Here is a 24,773-nt window from a genome sequence, read left to right as displayed (position 1 = left end):
TCCTTATAACTTCAATACAGCAATCAATTCATTGCAATCTATAGTAAATAGCCTACAGCGATAAAAAGATAGCTATACAAACATTTTCTGTTTAGTCGTAAATACATTACACCGCTAAGAACAGAAAATATCATAGTAGAAATTCCATTCCATATTTCAAGTCCTGCTCCTCTCGACACAAAATGAAACGCTCCCCATGTCACAGCCAATATGATACCACCGAAAGGAATCGGACTTTCTTTTTTCAACAAGGTTTCAATCGCTTTTTGCCCATACATTATGATTAGAGTAACAAGCATTACCTCAAAAAGATAGTATAAATATTGTGCACAGAATTGGTATGCATTTTTACCTTGAACTTCACCAAATACTTTTAGAGTATGCCAATCTATAAAAGTCAAGATTTTGCAGCAGATTAAGCAGGAAAATGTTATGACCCAATTTTTCAAAGAAGGATGATCCTCTTTATTTTCTCTTGAAGGAAAGTGATAATACCTCTGCGAAAAAAATAGTGCCATTACAATAACAACCGCCCATATTAAAACCATTATCATACAATGAACACTTCTTTGGTTTACTGTATAGTTCCATATATCTACATGCAGAATCATGAATTCAATTACAAATATTGAAAAATATTCCAGCATAAATGCTCCAAACAAGAGCAGGCTCAGCCATAGATATTTTGTCCATTTTACTTCTCTAACCATTTTCCTCACCTAATGAAATCCCGATTTCTCTTATCCTGCACATTTTCTCCAACCATTTTTTCTTTACCTCAACTCTTAATGCATCTAAAGAGTCTATACCAAATAAACTAACACATACAAAAACATATGCATCTTTTACTAACGGAATAAATTTGGTATTAATAAGATATGTTTTACCACATCCCCACTCTCCAGATAGCATTAAGGCACCAACCGGATTGTTTATTTCACAATAATTTTTTAATTCTTCAATCAGATCCATACGTTCCTCCGACTCCAAGATGGTTCTTAATTATCACATCATCTGAACAAACTTCGACAGATTCATTCTATCGGAATTTCTTCATATCCACATTGTTGATGAATATCACACACCACACTCTTTTATTTTACCAGTCTATATCTCTTTCCGGTATTCGTACCCGTAAACTCGAATTGAACATTTTCTACCAATATAGCAGCAGACTTTTTTCTTAATATTGCAGATACTCATTTCCAAATGTGGCAAGCCTACTACCCTTTTTAGTACATTTCAGATTCTTTTTATAAATTTCCAATTCATAAGTTTTTCCGCTGCACTGGTCTGTCCTCTGTTCCGAATACTGATACGCCAATCCACAGGATAATGCCAGCGCCTTTGAAGCAAGATTCCCTGCCCGTGTAGAATAATAAAATTCCTGCCCGTCCAATGAAATACAGTACTCCATCAATAAACGCAGTATCTGTTTCCCATATCCCTTTCCGACATACTCCGGTCCCAAGGCAATCCCAGTCTCATGATAAATATGCGGCTCTGTTTCCTCCACTCCGGCAAATCCGATGGCCTGTCCGCTCCCCCTCTCATATACCAGCCACGCATCATGTGTTTCCTGCCATGCGATTGTCCGTTGTATCCTCTTCCTTGCCTCATCCTCATCAGCCGTCACTTTCCATATCATATATTCCGCAGTCTCCGGCCTTGACCAGACATTACGGTATATGGATCTCCAATCCTCATATTTTGCTTTTCCAAGAATAATATCTTCTGTCTCCATCCTGCTTTTTATCCCCCATGAACTGCCCTGTCACAGCCAGACCGCCCAGTTTCCGTAATGTAAAGTTCCGCTCCCATAATGCAGTTTCCTAGTTTCTTTCGATCCTCGGAAAGCATCTCTCATCCGGCCACCGATTTCCGGCTGGATTTCCAGAGAATGATACGTTTCCTCTCAATGCCAATTATATACCTGTTTCCCCTAAGATGAAATAAATTTTTATATTTCGTGTCCATCGAAACGGAACTTGATATCTTATGATAAAGCCGGGCAATCAATCCTTTTTAGGCGGCGGCCTGTTCGCGGATATGTTCAAGGATGCGACAACAATGGTACGGGACTATATCGCCAAAAGTGGTGAAGAATGGGAAAAGATCATCCACGAACCGGATTTTGAAAAGCATTTCACTGTGCAGGGAACGGCATTAAAGAAGGTTCCTGCAGGATATGAGAAAGAACACCCTCAGGCAGACCATCTAAAATTCAAGAGCTGGTATCTGGAATATCCGTTAAGAGATGAAGATGTAATAGATGCAGGGGTATTTCTTGCAAAAGCAGTGGAGCTTTTCCGAATCATGAAACCTTTTAATGACTATCTAAACAAGGCGCTTGTCGATTTTAAAATGCCGGCAAGATAAAGGAATGTATAAAAAACTCCGATACTCAGTATGTTACCGGGCGCCGGAGTTTTTTGATGATTCATGCATGGCTCAAATTGTTATAAAGCTTAGTCTTTTCATAAATTTTTGTCAGCCTCCTTGTTACTGCTGAAGCTTTATGGTATCCACTATTGACAGTTCCCCGATTTTTTTGATTGGCCGCCTGATAGCCAGCGCCGCAGAACCGAAACACAAAATGACGATCAGCAGCAATGATACGGCCGGAAACTGCCAGCCAATTCCCCATTTACCGGCAATCAGGAACTGGAACATCATTTTATTTAACGGCAGGCCCATGACACACCCGGCCACACATCCCAGTACTGCATAAGTAACTGCTTCGGCGGCAATCATCTTATAGAGCTGCCCGGCTCCCATTCCAATGGAGCGCATCACGCCATACTGTCTGGTTCTCGCCGCCACGCTGGCATTCATACTATTAAAAATATTGAACACAGTGATCAGCGCAATGATGAGCAGGAACCCATAAATAAACACGGCGCCTGTATAATAGGAACTTTGAGATTCCGAATTTGACAGCCGTTTATCTGCAATGGTGCAGTCCGGCGGGAGCAGGCTTTGTATCACTGACACTGTTCTGTCATTCCCGCTTTCTGAAAACTGTATATCCACAGCTGTATAACCTGACCTGCCAATACACTCCGTAAATAACTGTTCTGAACATATGATATAGCCAAGGCTTCCGGCTTCACTTGACGCATTTGTGGAAGACAAGATTCCCGCAATCCTCACCTGTTTTTCTCCCAGAGGCGTATGGAGCGTCATGGTGTCCCCAGCCTGCCAGCGACAGCCACCCCGGTAGGACACTAAGATATCCCCGGTTCCTCCCGAAACAGCATCGATACTCCCCTTATTCAATTCCTCTTTCGCCCATCTGAACTGGTTTTCTTCATAGGAAACCAGTGTAACCGTGCCGGTCTCAGTGCCAGAAGAAACGGATAATCCGCCGTATTCCATCCTCCCAAAGGCGCGCTTCACACCCTCGACTGCTTCAATCTTTTCTATCACAGAATGCTTAAGCTCCGAGTCAGACATCACAGCTACGTCTCCCGCCCAGGGCGCTAACGCGGGCATGCCCTGATCAAGGAATACAACCATCACCTGGAAAGCCAGAAACAGCATGATGCTGATGGCAAAGGAACAGGTCATCAGGAATAAATTCTTTTTCCCCGACAGTGCATGGAAAATACCCATACCTGTTTCCACATGGAACAGCTTTGTATTTGCCGCATGCTTATTTTGTGTAAGCTGTGAATTGCCGCTGATCGCTGTGACAGGCGAAACCTTGGAAGCCTTTTTTGCCGGGGAAAGAGAGGCAAGGAATACAATCAGGAAACCCACCACAATTCCCGTTAGTATACCGATTATACTGAATTCAAATAGTGGAACTTCTGAAAACCGGTCGCCGCTGATGGATTTCAACAGCAGACAGGCAGCCCAGGTCACGATTTGTCCTGCCAGCAGGCCGACAGGCACACCCCTGGCGCTCTGACGAAGCCCCTGAAGAACCACAAAATACTTTACCTGTTTCCCGGATGCCCCAAGGCAGCGTAGCAGCCCATAAAATTGTATTCTCTCCAATACATTTGTGTTAAAACTTGCGGAGATCATCACCGTCCCCGCAATCAACACAAGGAATACAAGGATTGCAGCAATCAGATAGAGAGCCTGCATGATATTGCTTTCGCTTTGTCCCATCAATCCTAACAAGGCAGTATTCTCTGAGATCTGACCGTCTGAAAGGCCATATTGGTTTTTGATCTGCTTTATGGCTTCCTGGATGTGGGCGCTATCCTTAAACTGAATACGGTAGGTGGTTCCGTCTGCTGCGTTTTCATCCGCAATAGCAAGAAACCCCTCTTCGCAGAGCGCCATCCCACAGATATCTGCTTTCAGCATGGAGCCCATATCCGCAAGGGTTCCGGTAATGCGGTATTGTTTTTGTGAGCCGTCCGGAACCGTCACCGTCACCTTGTCGCCAATGGACAGACCCATCTGCCCCATAGCGCTTTCATTCAGCAGCGCCTCGTCCGGCAGGGCGGGGTATACGCCGTCTGTCATATCCATTTCGGTCAGGGATTCCATGGTTTCTTCCTTTGCCCCCACAAAGCTGACGGCTTTGCCGGACAGCATCCCCGTACTGCCCTGGTAGACCCATCCTGATAAAGCCACGTCAACCCTTGCCGATACCAGTTCCGCCGTCTCCTCTTCCACATCATGGAGCGCCGCATGGTACTCGCCATTGGTTTTAATAAAATAATTCTTCTGGGAGCGCACCGCCATATCCGCCATACTGAAAATCGCCGTCACAAGGCAAACCGAAAGCGTAATACACAGCACGGAGATCCTGTTGTTTTTGCGGTGAACTCTTTCATACTGGAGTATCAGTCCAAGATAGCTTTTCATCTCGCCGCCACCCCCAAATCCTTCAGCCTGCCGTCCGTCATGCGCAGTACCCGATCCGTTGCATCCGCATGGTTCTCATTGTGGGTGATCATCAGGATTGTCTGCCTGTACTTGGCCGACATAGATTTTAAAAGAGTGATAACCTCTTGGCTGTTTCTGGAATCCAGATTTCCGGTCGGCTCGTCTGCCATGATGATTGCAGGACGGGCAGCCAGCGCCCTCCCGATTGCCACCCTCTGCTGTTGGCCTCCGCTTAGTTCACCGGGAAGATGCTTCCTGCGCTCCTTTAAACCCAGGATTTCCAAAAGCTCCTCCACATGCTCCTGATCCGGCCTCTGGTAATCCAGCAGCAGAGGGAATGTGATGTTCTGCTCTACGTTCAGTTCCGGGATCAGGTTAAAAGACTGAAAAATAAACCCAATGTTCCGACGGCGGAATACCGTAAGCCTTTTTTCAGGCATAGAAAAAAGATCCTTCCCGCCAATCAGTACTTTTCCAGAAGTCGGGTTATCCAAGGCTCCCACTACATTCAAAAGCGTGCTTTTACCGGAGCCGGATTCTCCTACAATCGCGATAAATTCCCCTTTTTCCACAGAAAAAGAAACATGGTCAAGAGCCTGAACCCCCGCTTCCCCTTTCCCATAGGCTTTACATAAATCCTGTACTTCAAGAATTTTCATATCCATTACCTGCCTTTCGGGAAACATCATACCCGATGCGTCTTACTTTCATATGAATTTCATCTTACTCTTTTGTAAGATGGAAAAAGCTTAAGACAAATCTGCTGCCCTGGTCGACCCTGCTGGTTACAGAAATTGTCCCCTGATGGGCTTCCACAATGGATTTTGCCAGCGGCAGCCCCAAGCCGATTCCATGGGTATCCTGGGAAAAACGGCTCCGGTAAAACCGTTTGAAGATATTATGGATATCCTCTTGATGAATCCCTTTCCCATTGTCCTCCACTACAATGTTGGTAAGAAGCGGCGTCCTCTCCCAGCTGACCACTACCTTCCCGCCCCTCTGGGTATGCTCCAGCGCATTTTTTATCACATTCCCCAGAGCTTCCGACATCCATAGGGCATCGCAGTAAAGACAGGTATCGCTGCTTCCGGATAACAGGATTTCCTTCGACTGCCGGGCAGCCATAGTCTCAAAGCGTTCTGTCACGTCCTGAAGGAGCATTTCAATATTCTCATCCGCCTTCTCCATCCTTACCGAACCAGCATCCAGCCTGGCAATTTTTAAGAGCGTATAGACCACATCCTCCACACGGCGTATTTCCCGTAGGGATTTCCGGCTAAATTCCTGGATTGTTTCCCTGTCCGTACCGTCCTGCCCCATAATCTCATCATACATTTTAAGGGCTGCCAGAGGCGTCTTTAACTGGTGGGAAACATCGGAGATCATATCCTGCAAAAATTCACGTGTCTGTTTTTCATGTTCTGCCTGAGCCAGGAGAATGGCGGCGAGCTCATTGATCCTGTGGAACAGGCTGTACCAGTCCCCGTCTTCCTCACTGTCAATCCTCTGACCTGTATCCCCTGAAAGGAACCGGGTGATCACGGTATCTGCCTTTGCTATCGCCTTGTTTTGTTTCCAGATATAAATCCCGACTGTCAGAAAAACAGCCAGAAAAATGCTAAAAAGCATACCGCCAAGCCAAACAGCGGTACGCTTCCGATATGCGTGGGCAGCAGGAATCAGGTCAGAAGCTGTGTTTTTATGATAGCCCGCTTCCTGCAAAATTCTTCTTCCGGTCTCCTGGTCAGAATCTGTTTTGTCTTTCGTAAATGCGGATGCCACACTTATGTCTGGATGAGCGGCGAAATATCCCGCCGTTCCATAATCATGCTCCACCATTGTTTCTCTGAAATCTTTTACCATATACGATAAAAGGACGGCTAGGCCGCAAGCCGAAAACAGGCAGATGGCCAGAAGCCCACGCAGCATCCCTCTTGTTTCTTTCCCCATTCTTTTCATACTGCATTACTCCCCGGCAGACGGTCTGCCAACCCATCTATAGCCAAACCCTATTTCTGTCAGAAGCTTTGTGGGGGAATTGGGGTCATCTTCAATTTTTCTCCGCAGCCTGCGTATATAAACAGAAAGAGTATTGTCGTCCACATAGCTGCCGTTCCCATCCCAGAGGCGGTCTAAAATCAGCTCCCTTGTCAATATGCGGTTGGGATTCTTAAGGAACAGGCAGAGCAGCTTATATTCCACCAGTGTCAGGGGCAATTCTGTTTCCCCCTTCCAGCACGTCCGCTCCGTCTGGTTAATCTTAATCCCGTTGGATTCCAAAATTGTATCATTCTTATGGAACTCTCCAAAGCGGCGTAGCAGTGCATGGATTCTTGAAAGGACTTCCCCTAATTTAAAAGGTTTGGTAATGTAATCATCTCCGCCCATGTCCAACCCTTTTACAATACTGGTCTCTTCATCCGAGGCAGTCAGGAATATGATCGGAACTGCAGAGATTTCCCGTACCTCCTTACAAATATCAAAGCCAGTCCCATCCGGCAATGTAACATCAAGCAGCAAGAGGTCGTACTGACCGGCCTTATAGAGTTGATGCGCCTCCTTTACAGTACGAGCATTATCTACCAGAAAACCATTTTTCTCCAGTGCGTACCTCAGCCCTTCAATCAGGCTTAAATCATCTTCTACATATAATATCTTTTTGTCTTTCATGATACTTTTCTCCAACATATTAAAAAGCTGCCATCTTCTTATGAAACATATACCAAAGGATAAAAACCGGGAACAACATGCAGACTGTCATCACCCCTGCATCTGTCACCGCAAACCTCCTGGGAAACGGCTCCTGCCTGTTCACACTCAAAGCAATCTGCGAGGCCACTGCCACTCCTGCTGCCATGCAGCCCTGGCACAGCCCCTCTTTCATCACCATCCAATACATCTCTTTTTTTCGGATACCGATCTTATGCATGATCTTAAAATCATTCCTCCTGTTCAGAAGATTGGCAAATACGGTATTGAAATAGACCAAAAGACCGATTACCGCAAGAATGACGATAAAAAAACAATGCATCACCTTCTGGCAGTGATCCGAATCAATATACTTCTGTATCTGCCTGCCGGCATTGCGGAAGGAATATCCGTTTGTGTCTGAAATACGCTCCAAATCAGACGCGGCGATTGCCTCCCCGCCTTCCCCGGTCCACACGTTGACAACCTGCCGGTACAGCCCGCCCGGAAAACCCTCAGCGGTTTCCCTGTCTACAACCAGCAGATTTCCCCCTATATGATTTTCCGACAATATAATATTCCGGGTATCCACAAGCTTTACACGGACAGACTTACATCCGTCTTTCGATCCGTCTATGATCAACTGCTCATCATAGATGGTAAACATATCCCCAATCTCCAGATTCAAAGTCTTTGCAAGCTCTGGTTCCATGATTGCAACAGGGCCGTCTCTTTTTTCGTCATAACCCGGGGCCAGCACCTTCATCTGCTCTGTCGTCGCCAAAACCAGATTGTATAAGCACTGCTTCTTTCCGTCAATCTCCTGCTCCATAGCGAGCATCGACTCATAATTCGCGCTGTCTGGGTTTAATCTTTCCCTGTCCTCGCACAGAAAGATTCCCCTGTCGTAATTGATCTCATAATCCTGCACCTCTCTCACGCCCGGAGTCGCTTTCATTTCCTGAAAAACCGGATCAGATATGGATGGGATATCCCCACCCTGTATATTTTCATAAATGCTGCCTGCCGTCACCTGCAGATCTCCAGGAACATATTCCTTGACAAAAAGGATACCTTCGTCACTGTGATTATCCTGGATTCCCAATAAGCTGATCAGGATTGCGGAAAGCGATACAATCAGAAGCGCCAGTACCTGCTTCCTTGCATTTTTTCTGTTACCGCACATAACCTCCGTCGGCATGGTATTTTGAAGCCGCAGCATAAGGCCAGCCAAACCCGGTATGATAATGAGCAGGAACATCATTCCCGTATTCCGCACGCTGCTCCATGACAGTTTCGGTGAAACCAGTCCCTCCGCGTCATAAGCATGAGCGAATGCTTTCATAATCTCGCCACATACCGCCTGATTCAGGAAATACCCTGCCAGGATTCCTGTCACAAATCCGATCAGGACAAGAATCAGGAATTCCATCCCGGCAATTTTCATCAGATCCTTTGTCTGAAATCCTACTTTTCTTAGGGCAATAAAATCCCGTTTCTTTTCAAAAAGACGGTTATAAAAAATGTTATACACAACCAGGGCACACACCAGCCATACGGTAACATTCATGACGGTATTCTGCTTTTTCAGGGTTCCTCCATCCGAGACAGCTTCTGCAAGCATATAATTCATCCGCACATGTAAGGTTTCTGACTCTTCCTCTCCATAGCCCAGATAAAAATTCAGCTTATCAATATTGTCCGGGATTTTCGCCTCATCGGCAAACCGGATCACAGCGTTTACCCGCCCGTTTTTCTCTCTGAGAATTTTTCTTGCAAGCGCCTCTGAAACATATCCATTCTTCCGGTCCGTAAACCCGGTCACATTGTCAATGACTCCGGCAACCGTAAGGGTAAGATCCGGTATGCGAAATGTCACATCTCCTGAATCCGCATCTGTAGCTGTCAGATTTACCGTAACCGTATCCCCTAATTCCAGCCCATATTTTTCCATATAATTCTTCGTAAATACGGCTTCCTCTTCTTTTTGTGCCCAGCGCCCGTCTATGACCTGCTTTATATTCGCCTCTGCTACGGCCGCCCCCAAATCCCGGTAGCTTTCATCTATGTATTCAAATGCCGTCCCATCCTCCGTCTGTCCCAGATGGAAACTCATTCCTGCATCCGCAACGAAATCACAGTCTTTTATCTTCTGAAACTCTGGCTCTGAAATATCAGAATATGTCGCATGCTGCTGTCCCTCCAGGGCTTCTGCATTCAATCTGTCTGCCGTCCGGACATTTGCAAAAAGCTGATTCCCAATCAGAAGAAATACCGTAACAAAGGAGAGAAACAGGCCAGTCAGGACGGTATTGGTTTTCTCCCTGAAAAGATACCCTCTCACTACAGATAAGACTTTCCTTCTATCCATTGACAATTTCACCGTCCTCTAAGCGGATCACTCGATCCGCATCTCTTACAAGCTCTTCATTATGCGTGACAAGCAGAATACTTGTACCATACTTTGCCGCCAGACTTTTCAACAAATCTATAACAACCCTCTCCGTCCTGGAATCAAGATTTCCGGTGGGTTCATCTGCAAAAAGAATGGGTGGATGATTGACCAGCGCCCTTGCAATGGCCGTCCTCTGCTGTTCCCCTCCTGATAATTGATCCGGATATGATTTTTCATATTGCCTGATTTTAAGCGCGTCAAGAAGCTCCTCTACGTACTGGGCATCTTTCGTAAGCTCCGGCAGCCGGATATTTTCAATAACAGTCAGTGAGTGCAGTAATTCATATGCCTGGAATACAAATCCTATTTTTTCCCGCCGAAGAAGCGTCCTTTTTTCTTCACTCAGATGAAAAATATCCGTACCGTCAATGCAGACCTTTCCCTTTGAGGGTTTGTCCAGACCGGCAAGAATATTTAAAAGGGTTGATTTCCCTGAACCGCTTCTCCCAAGTACAGCGACAAATTCCCCTTTTTGGATTGTCACCGATACACCGCGCAGCGCCTGCAATGACACCGCATTTTGACAATATATTTTTGAAATGTTCTCAGCTCTCAATACTTCCAATTTCATTTACCTCCGGCAATAAAAAGTAAAACTACGGTTTCTAAAGCCAGCAAAACCAATAGGACAGGCAATAACACCGGCCACGCCGAGACAGCTCCCGCAAGCAGAAGCATGACCATCGGAACCACATATTTCCGCGGATGGTGCCACAGGTCGCTTTCGATCTTCCAGTCCCGGATGGGATAAAACCATTCCAACAGCACAGACAGCACCGCACTCTGCAGGGCAAAGAAAACAGCTCCGGAAATCATAAGAACAGTGACACCGCCGTTTTGTATCTGCCAGCTTAAGAGAAATATCACATCTACGGCCATATTACAAAAGAAAATGAACAGGCTATACGGGATGCAAAAGCGTCGTTTCTGCCCGGGCAGGAAACGGATTGCCTGCTCCAGATCTCGGTCACAGGACAGCAGGATGCCGATGGGCGTATTTAAGGACAGAATCGCAAAGCCCACCGGGACAACGGACATACCCGCCATTTCTCTTAAGAAATACGGCAATACGAGAGCTACGCACCACATCACAGCAGTATTAAGCAGATAATTCTTATGACAGTTCAGATACCGGAAAAAATACCGCCAAAGGGCTGCCTTCTTCCTCTTCCGAATGGCATAGCTTTTCTTACTCTCCCACTGATAAAAAGCATATCCGTCAGCCCGCCACAAAATCAGGACGGTGAACATCCCATTCACAAATAGTAAGGGGCTAAACCATGCTCTGCTTCCTAAAAATAGAATAACAGCCACTATGGCGACAGTCCAGATGCCGCCCGCATACCAGTATTTTCTCAGAGAATAAACGGATGCAGCCATAAGAACTGCATGAATCATACAGAGCAGCATTCCCACCATCTCTATCGGCTTCCAGACAGACACAGCAAGAACAACCGCAAAAAGCAGCCCTGTCTTTGTAAGAACCGCATAAATTCCCAGCGCGGCTACATAGAAGAAGACAAATTCCCGGCTCTTATGCGGCAGCATCAGCATATGCCCGAGTTCAGTAATATTATCTCCAGAGGAAAGGGCCTGCCACATCACACCTGCAGTAAAGGCGCTTATCATCAGAATCCGGACAGACGGTGCAATCTGCACCTGAAAACCGGCAATATACAGCCCCCAGAATACAATCACATCAATCAAAAGTGTCCTGGGCAGCCGCTCATATCTTGCCCCAAACAACTTTTTAGCAAAGGCTTTACCTGTCATTTTCATCATGCAGAGCCTCCCTGATTTCTTCGGCACTTATCTGCCCGTGTTCAAAAGTCTGCCGGATCTTCCCCTCCTCCAGGACAAATACCCGGTCAGAGGTCAGCGTGATACTCTCTAAGATATGAGAGGAAAACAGGACAGTTCCATACTTCTTATATCCCAAAATCTGCTGATACAGGTATTCCGTGCTCTGGAAATCCAAACCATTGACCGGCTCATCCAGAAGAAGCAGTCTGGGCTTCAGGGCAAACGCCGTGATCAGAAATGCCTTTTTTCGGTTTCCGGTTGACAGTTCTCTTAAGAGGACATCCGTATACTCTTCAAAATGGAACCCCCGTATCAGTTCCGACACATCCGGCAACTTACGGGCATAGGCGGCGCATACATAGGCCAGGTATTCCCGGAAAGTAAAATACGAAAAAGAATTGTCCTCGGCAAACACCGTATAGCGGCAGAGCTTAAAATCCTCTCCCCTGAAATCCACAGGGGAATCGCAAAAGCAGATACCATCTGAATGAAAAGTAGGAAGCAGGCCGGAGAGAACCTTCAAGAATGTGGTTTTCCCGGCTCCGTTCAGCCCGATCAGTCCTGCCACTTCATGCTCTTCCAGCGAAAAAGAAAAACCCGAAAGTATCATCTTCTCTTCACCGTACCACGCGCTTAAGTTCCCCACAGTCAGGAGTGCCTGTCCCATACTACCTTCCCCCTTTGCCATCTTTTTCATTTTTCCATGCTGTGTATGCAGAATACAGGAATACACCTGCTAAGATGATGTAAAGTCCCGTCATCGGGAAATTTCCCGATACCCCGCATGCAATAGCTGCAATCAGCCAGATCAGGCCGATCATTCCACGAATATAGATATGACGCATTTTCTTTCCCTCCTTCATCTTATTCTGATTTTTTGTACTTATAAAAAATCCATATGCGTTCTATAATCTTACTAATTTCCCATTGGCAAAATAATAGATATCTTCTTTTTTATATCCATACCGGGAATTCGGAATACTGATATGCGGTTCAAAGGTAAATATTGTAACATCTGATAATCTTTTCCGATTCCCTTTTTCTGTATAGATTCTGTCATTTTTATTTTTTTCAATGGAATGTCCCAGGTTTCCGAGAAAATCCAGGTTTACAAATCCTTTATTTACAATCAGTTCATTCATGTAGCCGTATAATTCTTCAAATGTCATATCCGGCGTCCCCACATCAATCAGGGTCTGATGCAGATATTCTTCCATCTGCAATCCTTTTCTCCACTCTTCTTTCTTTATTTTTGAGGTTTCATCACATAATACACCATCTTCAAACACAAGCGTTCTTGCATAATCTCCCCAAATACCATTTCTTTGGGGACTCAGATCAATGGTGATAATGTCATTACTCTGTATCACTCTGTCTGCTACTTTGTAATCCTTTCCTGAAACAGAAAGAGCGGTCTCCTCTCCAGCAAAAATAAACGCGCCCACATCCCAATACCAAAAGGAATCTGCACCATTTTCCAACAAATAATTTTCCAACAATTCCTTGATATCCGACAGACTCATTCCGATTTCAATCGTATCCGCCGCATATTTTATGGCCGAACGATTCAGATCCTGCATGGAAGAATATAAAGCAAAAGTTTCCGCTTCTTTCAGCAAGCATTCTATTAATTCTTGCTTGCCTGCTGTATAGCTCCTTCGGTCATCCGGAAATTGTGATGCCAACTTTTTCTTACAGGCATCATATAACATTGCTTTATCAGGACAACAGTTCAAATAATCCCGAAAATTGATATAATTATTCCATTCTTCCCCATTCCATTTGACTACATGGATATGATGTGTACGCGTATCTTTTTCAAAATCACCCATTACAAATAATAGTTGTCCTTCAACATCTTCGCCACGGAAAACAAAATCATGCTGCTTTAACAGTTCCACATAGGATACAACATCGTTCAAATCACGGACGCCAATCACAATATCAATAATTGGTTTTGCATAAATGGAAGCAATCGCAGTGCTTCCGACATGCTGAATATCAACAGCGGCATCTCCTAAAAGTTGTTTCAATTTCAAAATTACCTTTTCAGCGTTTTTATTCCATTCCTCCTGGTGGGATATCAGCTTCACGCTTCCTCTTTTTAATCCTATCATATCTATCCCCGGCAGCTCCTTCTATTTATTTCATTTGAATCCAAAATGTACGGCAGTCAGACCGGCCAGTTCATCCAAATCCATGTTTCCGTCATTGATGACTGAAGCATAATTCTCTTTATGGCACTGCCTCCTCACTTCCTGCGCAAACAGAGCATCTCTGTCCATCCAGTTTAAGAAAGCCGCGTCCTTATCACTGCATCCCTCCAATACCAAAGGAACAAAGTCTCTTTTTCTATAGTGGGTGACCTGAAATCCTTTCGTAGGCGTAATGGCGATATAACGGCTGCCAGGAACGCCAGACTGTTTCATCAGTTCCGGGAAATATGCTGCCCCTTCTGTAGTAATGCCGCCTTTCCATTCAATCCGATCCAGGTCTGCTGCCACAAATTCAAAAATGTCCCTGTAAATATCAAATTCCTCTCTGCATTGGAGCAGCGGTTCCCGCATCCAGACCTGCTCCGCACTCATCCCGGCTGTTTTCCTGCAGACGGGATACCCTTTTCGTGCTCCTGCCTGCATATATCTGTCCAGAAAATCATCTGTTTTAAAGTAGTATAAATCATGTTTTTTTGAAAGAATCTCGGCAACACTGCTTTTTCCCGCGCAGGGGGAGCCGCCGATATAGTATATATTCATTTCCAGTTCGCCTCCCGTTTCAGAAAGTGTTGATTTCCACTATTCATTTACCTCACTATCTACAATAGCTTTTATTTCATCAATTATTTGCTGAACACTTTTATTATCTGTATTGATAACATAATCGTCTTTGTATGGCTTTAAATGCAGCCAGAAAAAGGAGCATTCATTTTGATCTCCACGCTTTTTATGATGTTCACGCAAAGTTTCTTCTGAACAGGTCAAAGTAATGCCAATAACAGAATAATCTTTTGCTGTTATATCTTTTAATATCGCTTCTCGAATTGTTTTATCCACAACAACCACCGATGAAAAAAAGACATAATCAAAACCAGAGTTTAAATATGTTGATAATGCAAATGACATTGTTTTATCACCATTTCTCAGTCTCGGATCATCAGTCGAAAATGGATTGACACACCATGCCCAATCACCATCAAAATGAGCACTGTTTTCATAAGAAGTAAAAAGTTTCTGTGTCACTGTTGTTTTCCCCACACACGGAGAGCCTGCTATAATAATCAATTTTTGTTTTGACACCTATATTCCTCCCATTATTCGTCTGAAGCTCAATGATTCCCACAATTCTATCATCATCGACAGCACAGAATGCGTCCGTTATGACCCAATTCGGATTAACGGTCTCTTCTTTCGTGTTTGCGTCTATGATTCAGCACCATTCTGTGTAATCATCCGTTTTATCAAATAATTCGCTTCCGTTTATGACGAATTCCCCATGTTCAAAAAATTCCTGTCTGAACTCTATGGCCTGTTCTTTCATCGCTTTTGTTGGTCTGACTAATGGAATCATTTTTTACACTCTTTTATCCGTTAAAATTTTATCAAATTTCTTTTCCGACAAGATTTCATGGGTCACGAGCTGTCTGTCATAGAAAAGGGAAAAGGTGGTAAAGGGCGAAGGGGCATTCTGCGCATCCTCTCTGGTCTGGATATGTACGGACTGGAACACAGCGTTCCTGGCCTTTGCCAACTTCTCCAGTATCGGTACATACTTTGCCGTAAAAGGGCATTGGTTTGTGTAATACAGCACAAATCCCTCCGGCATATCTTCATGCCTGCCCACGCTATCCCGGAAGCGGGGACGGGGTGCGCCCCCTTCAAAGGGCAGGTACATCAACTCAAAATAAGGCTCTGCCGTATCCGCTGTCTGAAAGCCCTTATAGCACATATATTTCGGGTCAGAGAGGAATCCCATTTTCTTTTTGGAGGACAGAATCACAAGCCCCTTTTTCCCTTTCTCTTTACTGTCCTTGACACATGCATCCAACAGCAGGTTCGAGTATCCATGCCCCTTGAACTGCCCGGATACCCACAGGCAGTCAATGTACATATACCCTTGCGCCTCAATGGGCGCCCATGCATATTCCGTGGGGATATACTCAATGAAGCATTTTCCCCGGACGTTGCCTTTTAGGAATACAAGCCCCTCGTCCAGCCTGTCTTTCAGCCAGTTCTTTTTGGACATAACCTGGATATCCTTGTTATTGGAGATTGCACAGCAGATGTGCTCCTTTTCAATATTTTCGTGTGTCAGTTTTACAAGTTCCATATCCTATTGCCTCCTTATCCTTCAATCTGCATTTCGGTATAAAATGAAAATTTTAACCCAACCATCCCTGATAAAACGCGACTGCCCCAAAAATTGCACCCACAACCATCGCCACCAATGTTACAACAATCATGACAGGGTGCTCTTTCATCAGTTTACCTAATTCTTTTAAATCTTTCATGGAACTACCTCTCCTTTATCCTACACCGGAAATTTCACGCTTTTTTTTTAGTTCTATAAAACTATATATTCCTAAAATTATATATACGGGCACAACAATATATAATGTCAAATCAGCATATCCGTTTATACTCGAAAAGCAATAAGGCAAAGCGCAGACATTGATCATAAAGTGGAACATAATTGGTAACCATAAATTATTTGTTTTCTTATATACCATTCCAAAGAACATACCCATGCCTATCGTCCACACAACCTTGCTTACGATTACAAGCAGCGTCTGGTTTAGCACACCAAATATATGTCCAGCCCCAAAAATCACGGACGATAACACAACCGCAATCAAAGTGCTGTTTTTACTTTTTATCAACATCTTTTCAATAAGATTCAGCAATAAGCCCCGCACATAGAGTTCTTCAATGATTGCCACGCCAATATAATACACAACACCTTCGATAAGCACCTTCCCAATAGATGGCTGACGATCAAAAGGTGATAATCCCACATAAAAAGCAAGAAAACCCACTGCCGCAACCAGCGCTCCAATGATTCCGTATTTTTTAAGCCCATCGACCAGGCCCTTTTTCCTAAATCCCAAGTCCCATGCAGGACATAAGGTTCTTAAAAACAAATAAGCTGCCACTCCTATGAACAGGAAATTTACCATAAGCGTAAAGTAAACAGGCTCTATGTCCGCAACTTGAATATGGACGAAAAACGCGCCTGGAATACCTGTTATATCCATAAACGCAATGAGCAAAGTCAAAACTGCTATATAAATAAACTCCCGCTTTTTCAAAGCACTTCCTCCAAATTTCTATCTGTTTCCTGTTTCTGCAATATAATATGTGACTTCCTGACAAACAGGAATTTAACGCACTCTCTCAGTATTTGTAATATTAAATCCGACTTTTTCGTATAGTTTTAAAGCTTTTTCATTCCATTTAGCAACATGTAACAAAATAGGCCCATTGCTAATTTGGCGAATATGGTTCATTCCCCATAATAAAAGCTGCTTTCCATATCCTTTATTTTGAAATTTCTTATTAACTATCAAATCGTCTATCTCACTTCCATAACATGCGACAGAACCAATAATTTCTTCCCCGCTTACAAGTAAAAAAATATCTTTACTTTTTTCACGGATTTGTTCATAATCACTCAAAAAATTGTATGGCCTAATATCAAGTGATTTTCGCATTTCATAAAAGCATGCATTATATATTTTCATGTATTGTTGAAAGGACTTTTGCTCAAAGGGAATACACGAAATACTATTTTCCCCGATACCGTCTTTTACATATTTCATTTCATATACCATTATTTCCATACTACAATCTTTCCCACAAATCCCGATTTTGACGTTATCGTTTTATCATATCTATGCACCAATCTTCATACTTTCCTTGATTGCCCTGTTCATCGGTATATTCGTATACACCGTCTAAGTGTAGTTCACCGACCGCATGATATCCTAATCTTTCATACAATCTCTTTGCCGCAGAATTGTCCGTTGGATTTACATCAAGTCCTAAATAGGGAATTGCGGCCTCTTTGCAATATTCTTCACATACCAACGACAGTCGGGTTCCAATGCCATAATTTCTTAAGGACTCTATTACCAGCAAATCAATCATATCTGCACATTTTTCTTGGTTTGTATATGGCATGACATCTTCTTTATTATCCAGCGATAACAACACATATCCAATTGCGCAGTTATTGATAAACGCGCCAAAATAAACTGCTTTTCCGTTATTCTGTTGCTGAAATCTATTGGCATGTATGGAAGCATCACTTTTCACCAATAACAAACTATCTAAATCACATTCTTTCACTATCCTGATTTGATACGATATAGACTTTATTTCATATAATTTTTCCTGCACATTTGTATTCCTCCAAATTTTTTTAATCAGGGTGATTACAGCACGACCAATCTTTTGGTTCAAACTGGAAGTTATTGAATCGGTAACAATTCTATATTTTTTGCTCGTTTTAGATTTATTTTAAGGTCTTCATATTCAAACGGCTTGCCATGTCCCGGATATATTAGATTTGGTCTAAGTGCAATGATTGTTTCCCAAGATTTCAGAAAAGCCGTTTTGTCCTCTACCCAAATGGTTATTCTATGTAAACTTGGCAAGCCGTTCATAGCAGCGTCACCGCAGAATAGAGAACCGTCATTTAGTAAAAGCGATATGGAATCGGAGGTATGACCGGGAGTATCAATAATTTTTCCTTGCAGTAAAAGTTCCACTTGCTTACGGTTTTGTTCGGTCACTTGAATACATCTACATTGATATTCTTGTTTTATTGAGGGAAACAAATGCTTACCTTTGCCAACGAACTTCATTAAATAACAAAAGAACAAGGCAATCTTAGTTGTGCAACCGCCATGAAAAGAGTTTTGCCCTCTATATAATCTTTCTAATGCTTTGTCGCTCATAACGATTTGGAGGTCAGGGCATTCCGAAAGTACTTCATTCAGATAACCTGCGTGGTCATCGTGAGCGTGTGTCAAAAAAATATATCGTATCTGTTGAGGGGCTATTTGCATCTTTGCCAATTGCTTTTTAAAATGTGCAAATCCGCTTTCATACCCTGTATCAATCAGTACATAGCCTTTGTCAATAGGATATATCCAATTATTTACTATCCTGCTTCCTGCATTGAGCATAGGTGTTCTCTCCTTTCATTCATTTTCATCGGCGTCAACTTTCGATTTCTCCACGAGTGCGTTTTATTTGCTATTTTTAACCCATGTGCCGACTTCCGATGATTTTATCATGCCAAGATGTTTGTAGAAATCCTGATCCAAAAGCACGATTGCCCTTTTTGCACCTTATACAGCCCTCCAATCAGCACCATTTTCATTTTCATATGCAGCTCCCTGACAAGCAGGAAGTTACCAAGTGAATAATTTTTTGCCTGATTTTTTATACAATAGAGTACCAACAAAAATTATGGTCGCTAATACAACAATGTTATATTGTATTGGCGCTAAATAACAGATATTAAAAGCTGCGTGCATAATGGCAATCAGCAATATATTTCTGCATTGATAATAGGTTATTCCCAAAACAACGGAAACAAGTAATGTCCATATGCAAAAACAAACAATTTGTTCCATGCCCAATGCATTTCTGATGATCCACATTGGTATATGCCACACTGCCCAAACGGTGCCAACAAAAAGAACACTTTTGATTTTCTTAAAAGGAAGTCGTTCCAACAAAAATCCTCTCCATGCTATTTCTTCAACAAACGCAGTTATCAGCAGGTATATACAGCTTGTTAACAGGGATATTACTGTCGAATATGTATTTTTAAATACCTCAGTTTTCATAATGAACGAATAGCAATAAGAACCAAATATACCTGCAGCCATACATATAACCCCTATTAAAATATATTTGATTGTTATTTTCCCTGAAAACATCCGCATAAAGTACACCTTGATGTTCTGCTCGCAAATCAGCAAAAAAATAGCAGCTATAGCGGGAATACACACATATAAGTATTTTAAGTACAATAATATATCAGGAATAGTAATCCCGTTCTGTCCTAACAATGTAGGTGCATAGCATATAAACGATAAAACATATACCACAGAAACCCATAACGTAAGTTTCAACTTATTTGTATATCTCGCCATCACAATTTCTCCTTGCAGTGCGAAAATCTTACAGAAATTTCGATTTCTCCACGAATGCGTTTTATTTGCTATTTCTAACCCATGTGCCGACTTCCGATGATTTTATCATGCCAAGACGTTTGTAGAAATCCTGATCCGAAAGCACGATTGCCCTTTTTGCACCTTGTTCTTTTGCGCGGTTTGCAGCTTCATAGACAACTGCCCTGCCAAGACCTTTTCCCCTATGTTCGGGAACTGTCGCGACAGGCTCTATATATGCTGTATTTCCGCCGTTGTACCACACTCCGCAATGAGCAGCATATTCTCCATCCTTAATTGCAAAAACCTTGATGTATTCTGGGATTTCGAGATGTTTCTCGGCTTTTGCTACCTCCTCGCTCGGTTCTTGCAAAATCCCCTCATGGTTAAAGCCACGATATATTACCAATCGCCATTGCCAGATATCAATTTTTGAATCTGGGGCATTCAGATAATATCCTTGCGGTAATTGGAAAGAAAGATTACGCGGTAAGTCTATTTCCAGAACACTCTGCAAATGCTGGTTTTCAAATCCTGCATTTGCAAGTAATCTGCACAACATTGTGTCGTTGAGATTTGCCTTTATGATTGCTGTATTGATGTCCGCTTCCGTCACATATTCAATCATCTGTCCTAAAAGGTTTTCATCAGAAATCGAGTGAATGATATACCACCTGTCATTATAATCTGTATCATACACTACCGCACCAACAAGTTCTCCGTTTTCTTTCCTAAACAGAACATTTCTTGATAGCATTTCCACATCCAAATATGAATGCGCCATACTCCAATCCAAACGCCCCTAATGGAAATGCTCATTATAGCCGTTGTCTGCAACTATTTGAAGAAATTTACTGATTTCTTCGTACTGTCTGTTAAATCGTATGCTATCTTTGTAATTTTCAGTTAAATACATTTCTATTCACCCTCTTTTTCCTGCTCCTGTAAACATAAATTACCAGTACAAAAGTGAAGGAAATAAGCTGTGCAGCCATAATCCGGACAATTTGTAATTCGTCTGCACCATTTAGAGAAATGACATGCAGCATATTTGTAGCAACGGTATTATTGAATAAATGGTCGCCAAGCCCCGTCCATATATTTCCTGTCATATGGTAAAGAAGTCCCCATTTAATTCCCATAATTCCGGCAAGGATTATATACCCGATACCCATCAGAACCATTGCCGCAAATGACATTTCACCATCCATGTAGCTTCTGGCCGGCATTACAATATGCCAGATTCCGAATAAAAATGCGGCAATAAAATTCGCCTGCATAAATGATTTCGATTCAGAAAATATTTTAATGAACAGTCCTCGAAAAATGCCTTCCTCCATCCATACATTGACCACATTGAATACTACACATAACAGAAAGAAAACAAAATCCGTATTTTTTATTTGAGAACCCGTTAAAGAAAAACTGCTGATATATATTTCTAAATGTGCAGGGTTGCCTTGCAAAGCTAAAATTGTTAATTCCAACCAATACGAAATAGCAAAGCAGACGCTTCCCAATGACAAACCTTTCAACATACTGGTTACAAAACCGTTTCTTTGAAATCCAATATCACTCCACGTAAGATTTACCCTTTTCAATGTCAATGCTAATATGATAATTCCGGCTGCTTTATGAAACACATTTTCTCCAATAGCCGTCCTATCTGTCTCAATCAGAAAATATTCTATAAACCTTGCAGCTAGACAAAGCGTAAATATTGCAATGCACAAACTATCTAATTTATATTTTGTATTTCTTCCCATTCCAAATCATTTCCCTTTTGAACTGCAAGATTCTCCGAATGTATCCTGATAAATATTCTGTGTATTGTTCGTCAACACAAACCATTCTTCCTTCGTATTCCATATATGCTCTATCCGCTCTATATTTCCATCCGGATCTTCCAGCAATTCTGCCAAATAATCAAGTTCACATAGCTCATTCTCGCTAAGCGCCTGAATACCGCTGCGGAGATGCATTGGTTGATAAGAATAAAAAATCTCATTGTTCATCAGCGCATGAAAATCCATCAGAAGATATTCACAGACACCCTCCAATAGATTCGTTGGATATACGTCTAAGTTTTTATGCAGGGTATGCCTTCTCAGTCCCAGCCATGCTTCCGACGCAGTAATAAACTTGTACCGCGGCAAATCAAACTGACTATAACCAAAACGTTCCTCATATTCATAATAGCCGTCTACATCCACCAAAACCCACCTGTTTTCACCAAAATCCCAATACTCATTCACCCAATGTTCCACATAACTGTCCCCGTCATTGCCAAAATCCATAAAACCGGCTCTTGAACGGCAGGGTATCCCCTTTGCTTTCAGTATTGCACTGAATAAGATGGAGGCCTGCCGGCATGATACAGTGAGCCTTTTTGTTACATCCTTATTTTCGCCAAAGCCTGCCTCGTCCAGATAAAAAATACCCGCAATCATGGATGTAGCCGTTATATATAGTTCGTCTTCATTTTTAAAACGATGACTGGGATAGGATGCGAATTTCCCATAATAGGTATCCTCCAAATACGCAAACGGCTCTGTAAAATACATGGACGGATGCGTGATCTGGTCACAGACCAGCTTTCCAATCGCCGCTATATCACCCGGCAAAGATATCAGCAGCTCTCTGTATGCACCTGCATAGGTATAGATGCTTGTTTTTAAATAACGTTTGATATTATTAGATAGATTGAATTGTGCTTTATCCAATTCATATAAAAACGTGCTGATTAAAATTGGATTACCATTTTTATCATTTTTATATGATTGATTATCAAGTCTTCTTATACGGTTAAATCCCAGTCTTTCTAATAGTTTCCATGATGATATATTCCGCACATCACAATCTCCATAAATTGTACTGATACCGACTGATTCAAATAGATAACGAATAAGCGCATTGCCTGCCTCTGTTGCATAACCCTGTCCACAATATTCCGGATTAAAATCATAATCCATACAATAATGTCCTTCATCATCTATCCAATAGCCAATGCTTCCTATAACATTCTGTTTTGATTTTAATTCGGCAACAAGACGGTTATCCATATCCTGCCACTCAGTAATCATGTTTCTCACCTGTTCTTCTGACATTGGATAAAAATCTTCAAATTTGCTGACTTCTTCATCAGAAAAATATTTTATAATATCCTCAAAATCTGTCACTCTATAATTTCTCAAAAGTAATCTACTGGTTTCTATAGTTATCATCGAAACACTCTCCCTTAGATGTCAAGATACGTCATATCCCAAACCATATCCAAAACAATCATATATTCCTATCATACCAAAATCTCTCTTTTCTCCCTGGCACATTAATTCCCTTCATACGTTTACAGGGCAATTCTATAAATATCCGCCTGTTCCCCATCCAGTTCAAAGCTGCGCTCAAAGACTCCGCCGTTCCGAATGATCGTCTTCACTGAGGGTTCATTCGTCTTTTCCACGGAAAGATGCAGTTCGTTCATCCCTGCCCTTTTCGCAATATCTAATAATTGCCGCAGCATTTCCGTAGCATAGCCCTTTCGTCTTTCTGACGGACGAACGCTGTAGCCGCAATTGCCCAGATCCTTCAGAAAGTCGTTGAGCGTATGCCTTAAATCAATGATTCCCACAATTCTGTCATTACCATCAACGGCAAAGAATGTGTCTGTTATCACCCAGTCTGGATGAACCGTTTCCTCTTTCGTATTTGCGTCTATGGATCTGCACCATTCTCTGTAATCATCCATTTTATCAAGCAATTCACTTCCGTTAATGACGAATTCCCTGTTATCAAAAAATTCCTGCTTAAACTCCAGCGCCTGTTCTTTCAATGCTTCTGTTGGTCTGACCAGTCTAATCATTCTTGTCCTCCTTAAAATACCGTTTTTCGTAATCCTCCACAAATTCTGTCATACTCTCAAAATGCCTTGGGCAAATTCCCACTTTTTCATATTCTGCAAGATACTTATTCAGAGCCTGATCGAAGACATCCTTATTCTCCTCCAGATTTTTGGGGCTAAATTTATCCATAATTTCAAAATCATCTACTGCGATACATTCTGCAATCTCATAGAACATCCACTGTAAAGACAGTAAATTCATAAAGGAAGAATACACATCGTCTCTGCCTGCTGCCTCGGTCATTTTGTTTTTCCAGTTAGAATACATTTCCTCATATGTTCCTCGCAGATTTTCTGCAGAAGGAAGTTCCTTTTTCTTCGGAACCTGCAGATACCCATCTGTCAAAATGAAAACATCCATCAGTCTTTCCCGTATCTTTTCCACCGTTTCTGCCTGAATGACGGCAAGAATCCTGGTTTCAAGGTCAAAAGGAAGCGTAAGCTGTTTAAGCTCATCCAAAGCCCTTTTCGTTCCTTTTCTGAAATACTGGCCATTATACAACATTAGAGCATTTTCTATAAACTCAATAGCCGCTCCTGCACAGCTTCTGGCTTTTGATAAAGACTGTGCAAGGCAAACCTCCGCAAGCATCTTTTTTGCATCACTATATACCTTGTCAGCTTTCTCATACCGCCTGTCCGACGCAAGCAGCTCTGCTGCCTTTCTTCTGATCTCATCCAACCTTTCCAATGCACTTTTATCTTTGCAATAAACGATCCTCGAATCGAACAACTTAGACAAATGTGCGTGGCTGCACTGCGCATCTTCTTCAAGCATATCCCAACTGGTACAGTAAAGGTCATACCCTATATCAACATCATCCATCCGCTTTTTTTATAATAATGTCTATAATTTTTTCATTCATATCATTCATTCCATACCCTCCAATATAAATCTC

Annotated in this window: 28 protein-coding genes and 1 pseudogene; 1 reads left to right on the top strand and 28 read right to left on the bottom strand. The window is 42.5% G+C overall.

Annotation, left to right across the window (positions count from 1 at the left end):
* Window positions 1-38: 38 nt before the first annotated feature.
* From VSQ62_RS30170 to VSQ62_RS30160, 3 genes are all read right to left on the bottom strand, one after another.
* Window positions 39-710, bottom strand: coding sequence for a hypothetical protein (locus VSQ62_RS30170; protein WP_334638570.1), 672 nt, complete (start codon window positions 708-710; stop codon window positions 39-41).
* The gene (locus VSQ62_RS30165; protein ID WP_016220844.1) at window positions 703-972 is read right to left on the bottom strand and encodes a P-loop NTPase fold protein; all 270 of its coding nucleotides are present in this window, start codon (window positions 970-972) and stop codon (window positions 703-705) included. Before VSQ62_RS30165 ends, VSQ62_RS30170 begins: the two co-directional genes overlap by 8 nt.
* 211 nt (window positions 973-1,183) lie before the next feature.
* The gene (locus VSQ62_RS30160; RefSeq protein WP_334638569.1) at window positions 1,184-1,744 is read right to left on the bottom strand and encodes a GNAT family N-acetyltransferase; all 561 of its coding nucleotides are present in this window, start codon (window positions 1,742-1,744) and stop codon (window positions 1,184-1,186) included.
* A gap of 248 nt (window positions 1,745-1,992) precedes the next feature.
* Here VSQ62_RS30160 and VSQ62_RS30150 point away from each other — a divergent pair.
* Window positions 1,993-2,379: pseudogene (locus VSQ62_RS30150) on the top strand (DUF2461 family protein); the annotation flags it as partial.
* A 123-nt stretch (window positions 2,380-2,502) separates the two neighbouring features.
* Here the strand turns inward: VSQ62_RS30150 and VSQ62_RS30145 are convergent.
* The 25 genes from VSQ62_RS30145 to VSQ62_RS30025 all read right to left on the bottom strand — a co-directional run bounded on the left by VSQ62_RS30145 (window position 2,503) and on the right by VSQ62_RS30025 (window position 24,700).
* Window positions 2,503-4,827 (bottom strand): FtsX-like permease family protein, encoded by a 2,325-nt coding sequence (locus VSQ62_RS30145; protein WP_334638568.1) that lies wholly within the window; start codon window positions 4,825-4,827, stop codon window positions 2,503-2,505.
* Window positions 4,824-5,507 carry an ABC transporter ATP-binding protein gene (locus VSQ62_RS30140; RefSeq protein ID WP_334638567.1) on the bottom strand — a complete coding sequence of 228 codons (684 nt, stop codon included), beginning with the start codon at window positions 5,505-5,507 and terminating at the stop codon, window positions 4,824-4,826. The genes VSQ62_RS30145 and VSQ62_RS30140 overlap by 4 nt, the downstream gene beginning before the upstream one ends.
* A gap of 64 nt (window positions 5,508-5,571) precedes the next feature.
* Window positions 5,572-6,807 carry a sensor histidine kinase gene (locus VSQ62_RS30135; RefSeq protein ID WP_334638566.1) on the bottom strand — a complete coding sequence of 412 codons (1,236 nt, stop codon included), beginning with the start codon at window positions 6,805-6,807 and terminating at the stop codon, window positions 5,572-5,574.
* 6 nt (window positions 6,808-6,813) lie between these two features.
* A complete protein-coding gene (locus VSQ62_RS30130) occupies window positions 6,814-7,518 on the bottom strand; it encodes a response regulator transcription factor (protein ID WP_334638565.1) in 705 nt (234 codons plus the stop codon).
* A gap of 19 nt (window positions 7,519-7,537) precedes the next feature.
* A complete protein-coding gene (locus tag VSQ62_RS30125) occupies window positions 7,538-9,907 on the bottom strand; it encodes an ABC transporter permease (RefSeq protein ID WP_334638564.1) in 2,370 nt (789 codons plus the stop codon).
* The gene (locus VSQ62_RS30120; RefSeq protein WP_334638563.1) at window positions 9,900-10,556 is read right to left on the bottom strand and encodes an ABC transporter ATP-binding protein; all 657 of its coding nucleotides are present in this window, start codon (window positions 10,554-10,556) and stop codon (window positions 9,900-9,902) included. Before VSQ62_RS30120 ends, VSQ62_RS30125 begins: the two co-directional genes overlap by 8 nt.
* 2 nt (window positions 10,557-10,558) lie before the next feature.
* Complete coding sequence (locus VSQ62_RS30115; RefSeq protein WP_334638562.1) at window positions 10,559-11,773, bottom strand: hypothetical protein; 1,215 nt, start codon at window positions 11,771-11,773, stop codon at window positions 10,559-10,561.
* Window positions 11,754-12,461 (bottom strand): ATP-binding cassette domain-containing protein, encoded by a 708-nt coding sequence (locus tag VSQ62_RS30110; RefSeq protein WP_334638561.1) that lies wholly within the window; start codon window positions 12,459-12,461, stop codon window positions 11,754-11,756. Before VSQ62_RS30110 ends, VSQ62_RS30115 begins: the two co-directional genes overlap by 20 nt.
* 1 nt (window position 12,462) lies before the next feature.
* Window positions 12,463-12,639, bottom strand: coding sequence for a hypothetical protein (locus VSQ62_RS30105; protein ID WP_334638560.1), 177 nt, complete (start codon window positions 12,637-12,639; stop codon window positions 12,463-12,465).
* Window positions 12,640-12,699: 60 nt separating this feature from the next.
* Window positions 12,700-13,911: a GrpB family protein gene (locus tag VSQ62_RS30100; RefSeq protein WP_334638559.1), complete on the bottom strand. Its 1,212-nt coding sequence runs from the start codon at window positions 13,909-13,911 to the stop codon at window positions 12,700-12,702.
* 30 nt (window positions 13,912-13,941) lie between these two features.
* The gene (locus tag VSQ62_RS30095; protein WP_016220863.1) at window positions 13,942-14,550 is read right to left on the bottom strand and encodes a DEAD/DEAH box helicase family protein; all 609 of its coding nucleotides are present in this window, start codon (window positions 14,548-14,550) and stop codon (window positions 13,942-13,944) included.
* Window positions 14,551-14,589: 39 nt separating this feature from the next.
* Window positions 14,590-15,090: an AAA family ATPase gene (locus tag VSQ62_RS30090; protein ID WP_334638558.1), complete on the bottom strand. Its 501-nt coding sequence runs from the start codon at window positions 15,088-15,090 to the stop codon at window positions 14,590-14,592.
* Window positions 15,091-15,220: 130 nt separating this feature from the next.
* Entirely contained in the window at window positions 15,221-15,361 is a 141-nt protein-coding gene (locus tag VSQ62_RS30085; protein WP_334638557.1) for a hypothetical protein, read from the bottom strand.
* Between the two features lie 3 nt (window positions 15,362-15,364).
* Window positions 15,365-16,120: a YoaP domain-containing protein gene (locus tag VSQ62_RS30080; protein ID WP_334638556.1), complete on the bottom strand. Its 756-nt coding sequence runs from the start codon at window positions 16,118-16,120 to the stop codon at window positions 15,365-15,367.
* A gap of 52 nt (window positions 16,121-16,172) precedes the next feature.
* The gene (locus tag VSQ62_RS30075) at window positions 16,173-16,301 is read right to left on the bottom strand and encodes a hypothetical protein (protein ID WP_334638555.1); all 129 of its coding nucleotides are present in this window, start codon (window positions 16,299-16,301) and stop codon (window positions 16,173-16,175) included.
* 15 nt (window positions 16,302-16,316) lie between these two features.
* Window positions 16,317-17,099, bottom strand: a complete 783-nt coding sequence (locus VSQ62_RS30070) for a CPBP family intramembrane glutamic endopeptidase (RefSeq protein ID WP_334638554.1) — start codon at window positions 17,097-17,099, stop codon at window positions 16,317-16,319.
* A 72-nt stretch (window positions 17,100-17,171) separates the two neighbouring features.
* On the bottom strand, window positions 17,172-17,630 hold the full coding sequence (locus VSQ62_RS30065) for a GNAT family N-acetyltransferase (protein WP_334638553.1): 459 nt from the start codon (window positions 17,628-17,630) through the stop codon (window positions 17,172-17,174).
* 34 nt (window positions 17,631-17,664) lie between these two features.
* Entirely contained in the window at window positions 17,665-18,189 is a 525-nt protein-coding gene (locus tag VSQ62_RS30060) for a GNAT family N-acetyltransferase (protein ID WP_334638552.1), read from the bottom strand.
* A 71-nt stretch (window positions 18,190-18,260) separates the two neighbouring features.
* Window positions 18,261-18,980 carry an MBL fold metallo-hydrolase gene (locus VSQ62_RS30055; protein WP_334638551.1) on the bottom strand — a complete coding sequence of 240 codons (720 nt, stop codon included), beginning with the start codon at window positions 18,978-18,980 and terminating at the stop codon, window positions 18,261-18,263.
* Window positions 18,981-19,208: 228 nt separating this feature from the next.
* Window positions 19,209-19,958, bottom strand: a complete 750-nt coding sequence (locus tag VSQ62_RS30050) for a CPBP family intramembrane glutamic endopeptidase (protein ID WP_334638550.1) — start codon at window positions 19,956-19,958, stop codon at window positions 19,209-19,211.
* A 61-nt stretch (window positions 19,959-20,019) separates the two neighbouring features.
* Window positions 20,020-20,739, bottom strand: a complete 720-nt coding sequence (locus VSQ62_RS30045) for a GNAT family N-acetyltransferase (RefSeq protein ID WP_334638731.1) — start codon at window positions 20,737-20,739, stop codon at window positions 20,020-20,022.
* Window positions 20,740-20,878: 139 nt separating this feature from the next.
* On the bottom strand, window positions 20,879-21,742 hold the full coding sequence (locus VSQ62_RS30040) for a CPBP family intramembrane glutamic endopeptidase (protein WP_334638549.1): 864 nt from the start codon (window positions 21,740-21,742) through the stop codon (window positions 20,879-20,881).
* Window positions 21,743-21,748: 6 nt separating this feature from the next.
* A complete protein-coding gene (locus VSQ62_RS30035) occupies window positions 21,749-23,200 on the bottom strand; it encodes a GNAT family N-acetyltransferase (protein WP_334638548.1) in 1,452 nt (483 codons plus the stop codon).
* 122 nt (window positions 23,201-23,322) lie between these two features.
* Window positions 23,323-23,835 carry a GNAT family N-acetyltransferase gene (locus VSQ62_RS30030; protein WP_334638547.1) on the bottom strand — a complete coding sequence of 171 codons (513 nt, stop codon included), beginning with the start codon at window positions 23,833-23,835 and terminating at the stop codon, window positions 23,323-23,325.
* Window positions 23,828-24,700 (bottom strand): hypothetical protein, encoded by an 873-nt coding sequence (locus VSQ62_RS30025; protein ID WP_334638546.1) that lies wholly within the window; start codon window positions 24,698-24,700, stop codon window positions 23,828-23,830. The genes VSQ62_RS30030 and VSQ62_RS30025 overlap by 8 nt, the downstream gene beginning before the upstream one ends.
* Between the last annotated feature and the right edge of the window lie 73 nt (window positions 24,701-24,773).

It is taken from the genome of Sporofaciens sp. JLR.KK001 (genome assembly GCF_036941055.1).
Lineage (GTDB): Bacteria > Bacillota > Clostridia > Lachnospirales > Lachnospiraceae > Sporofaciens.
This window is presented reverse-complemented; position numbering and strand designations above follow the sequence as displayed.

What these genes read in the sequence shown, in the direction of transcription:
- VSQ62_RS30170 (WP_334638570.1), bottom strand. Translation starts at nt 710, where the DNA reads ATGGTTAGAGAAGTAAAATGGACAAAATATCTATGGCTGAGCCTGCTC.
- VSQ62_RS30165 (WP_016220844.1), bottom strand. Translation starts at nt 972, where the DNA reads ATGGATCTGATTGAAGAATTAAAAAATTATTGTGAAATAAACAATCCG.
- VSQ62_RS30160 (WP_334638569.1), bottom strand. Translation starts at nt 1,744, where the DNA reads ATGGAGACAGAAGATATTATTCTTGGAAAAGCAAAATATGAGGATTGG.
- VSQ62_RS30145 (WP_334638568.1), bottom strand. Translation starts at nt 4,827, where the DNA reads ATGAAAAGCTATCTTGGACTGATACTCCAGTATGAAAGAGTTCACCGC.
- VSQ62_RS30140 (WP_334638567.1), bottom strand. Translation starts at nt 5,507, where the DNA reads ATGAAAATTCTTGAAGTACAGGATTTATGTAAAGCCTATGGGAAAGGG.
- VSQ62_RS30135 (WP_334638566.1), bottom strand. Translation starts at nt 6,807, where the DNA reads ATGAAAAGAATGGGGAAAGAAACAAGAGGGATGCTGCGTGGGCTTCTG.
- VSQ62_RS30130 (WP_334638565.1), bottom strand. Translation starts at nt 7,518, where the DNA reads ATGAAAGACAAAAAGATATTATATGTAGAAGATGATTTAAGCCTGATT.
- VSQ62_RS30125 (WP_334638564.1), bottom strand. Translation starts at nt 9,907, where the DNA reads ATGGATAGAAGGAAAGTCTTATCTGTAGTGAGAGGGTATCTTTTCAGG.
- VSQ62_RS30115 (WP_334638562.1), bottom strand. Translation starts at nt 11,773, where the DNA reads ATGATGAAAATGACAGGTAAAGCCTTTGCTAAAAAGTTGTTTGGGGCA.
- VSQ62_RS30110 (WP_334638561.1), bottom strand. Translation starts at nt 12,461, where the DNA reads ATGGGACAGGCACTCCTGACTGTGGGGAACTTAAGCGCGTGGTACGGT.
- VSQ62_RS30105 (WP_334638560.1), bottom strand. Translation starts at nt 12,639, where the DNA reads ATGCGTCATATCTATATTCGTGGAATGATCGGCCTGATCTGGCTGATT.
- VSQ62_RS30100 (WP_334638559.1), bottom strand. Translation starts at nt 13,911, where the DNA reads ATGATAGGATTAAAAAGAGGAAGCGTGAAGCTGATATCCCACCAGGAG.
- VSQ62_RS30095 (WP_016220863.1), bottom strand. Translation starts at nt 14,550, where the DNA reads ATGAATATATACTATATCGGCGGCTCCCCCTGCGCGGGAAAAAGCAGT.
- VSQ62_RS30085 (WP_334638557.1), bottom strand. Translation starts at nt 15,361, where the DNA reads ATGATTCCATTAGTCAGACCAACAAAAGCGATGAAAGAACAGGCCATA.
- VSQ62_RS30080 (WP_334638556.1), bottom strand. Translation starts at nt 16,120, where the DNA reads ATGGAACTTGTAAAACTGACACACGAAAATATTGAAAAGGAGCACATC.
- VSQ62_RS30075 (WP_334638555.1), bottom strand. Translation starts at nt 16,301, where the DNA reads ATGAAAGATTTAAAAGAATTAGGTAAACTGATGAAAGAGCACCCTGTC.
- VSQ62_RS30065 (WP_334638553.1), bottom strand. Translation starts at nt 17,630, where the DNA reads ATGGAAATAATGGTATATGAAATGAAATATGTAAAAGACGGTATCGGG.
- VSQ62_RS30055 (WP_334638551.1), bottom strand. Translation starts at nt 18,980, where the DNA reads ATGCTCAATGCAGGAAGCAGGATAGTAAATAATTGGATATATCCTATT.
- VSQ62_RS30050 (WP_334638550.1), bottom strand. Translation starts at nt 19,958, where the DNA reads ATGGCGAGATATACAAATAAGTTGAAACTTACGTTATGGGTTTCTGTG.
- VSQ62_RS30040 (WP_334638549.1), bottom strand. Translation starts at nt 21,742, where the DNA reads ATGGGAAGAAATACAAAATATAAATTAGATAGTTTGTGCATTGCAATA.
- VSQ62_RS30035 (WP_334638548.1), bottom strand. Translation starts at nt 23,200, where the DNA reads ATGATAACTATAGAAACCAGTAGATTACTTTTGAGAAATTATAGAGTG.
- VSQ62_RS30030 (WP_334638547.1), bottom strand. Translation starts at nt 23,835, where the DNA reads ATGATTAGACTGGTCAGACCAACAGAAGCATTGAAAGAACAGGCGCTG.
- VSQ62_RS30025 (WP_334638546.1), bottom strand. Translation starts at nt 24,700, where the DNA reads ATGGATGATGTTGATATAGGGTATGACCTTTACTGTACCAGTTGGGAT.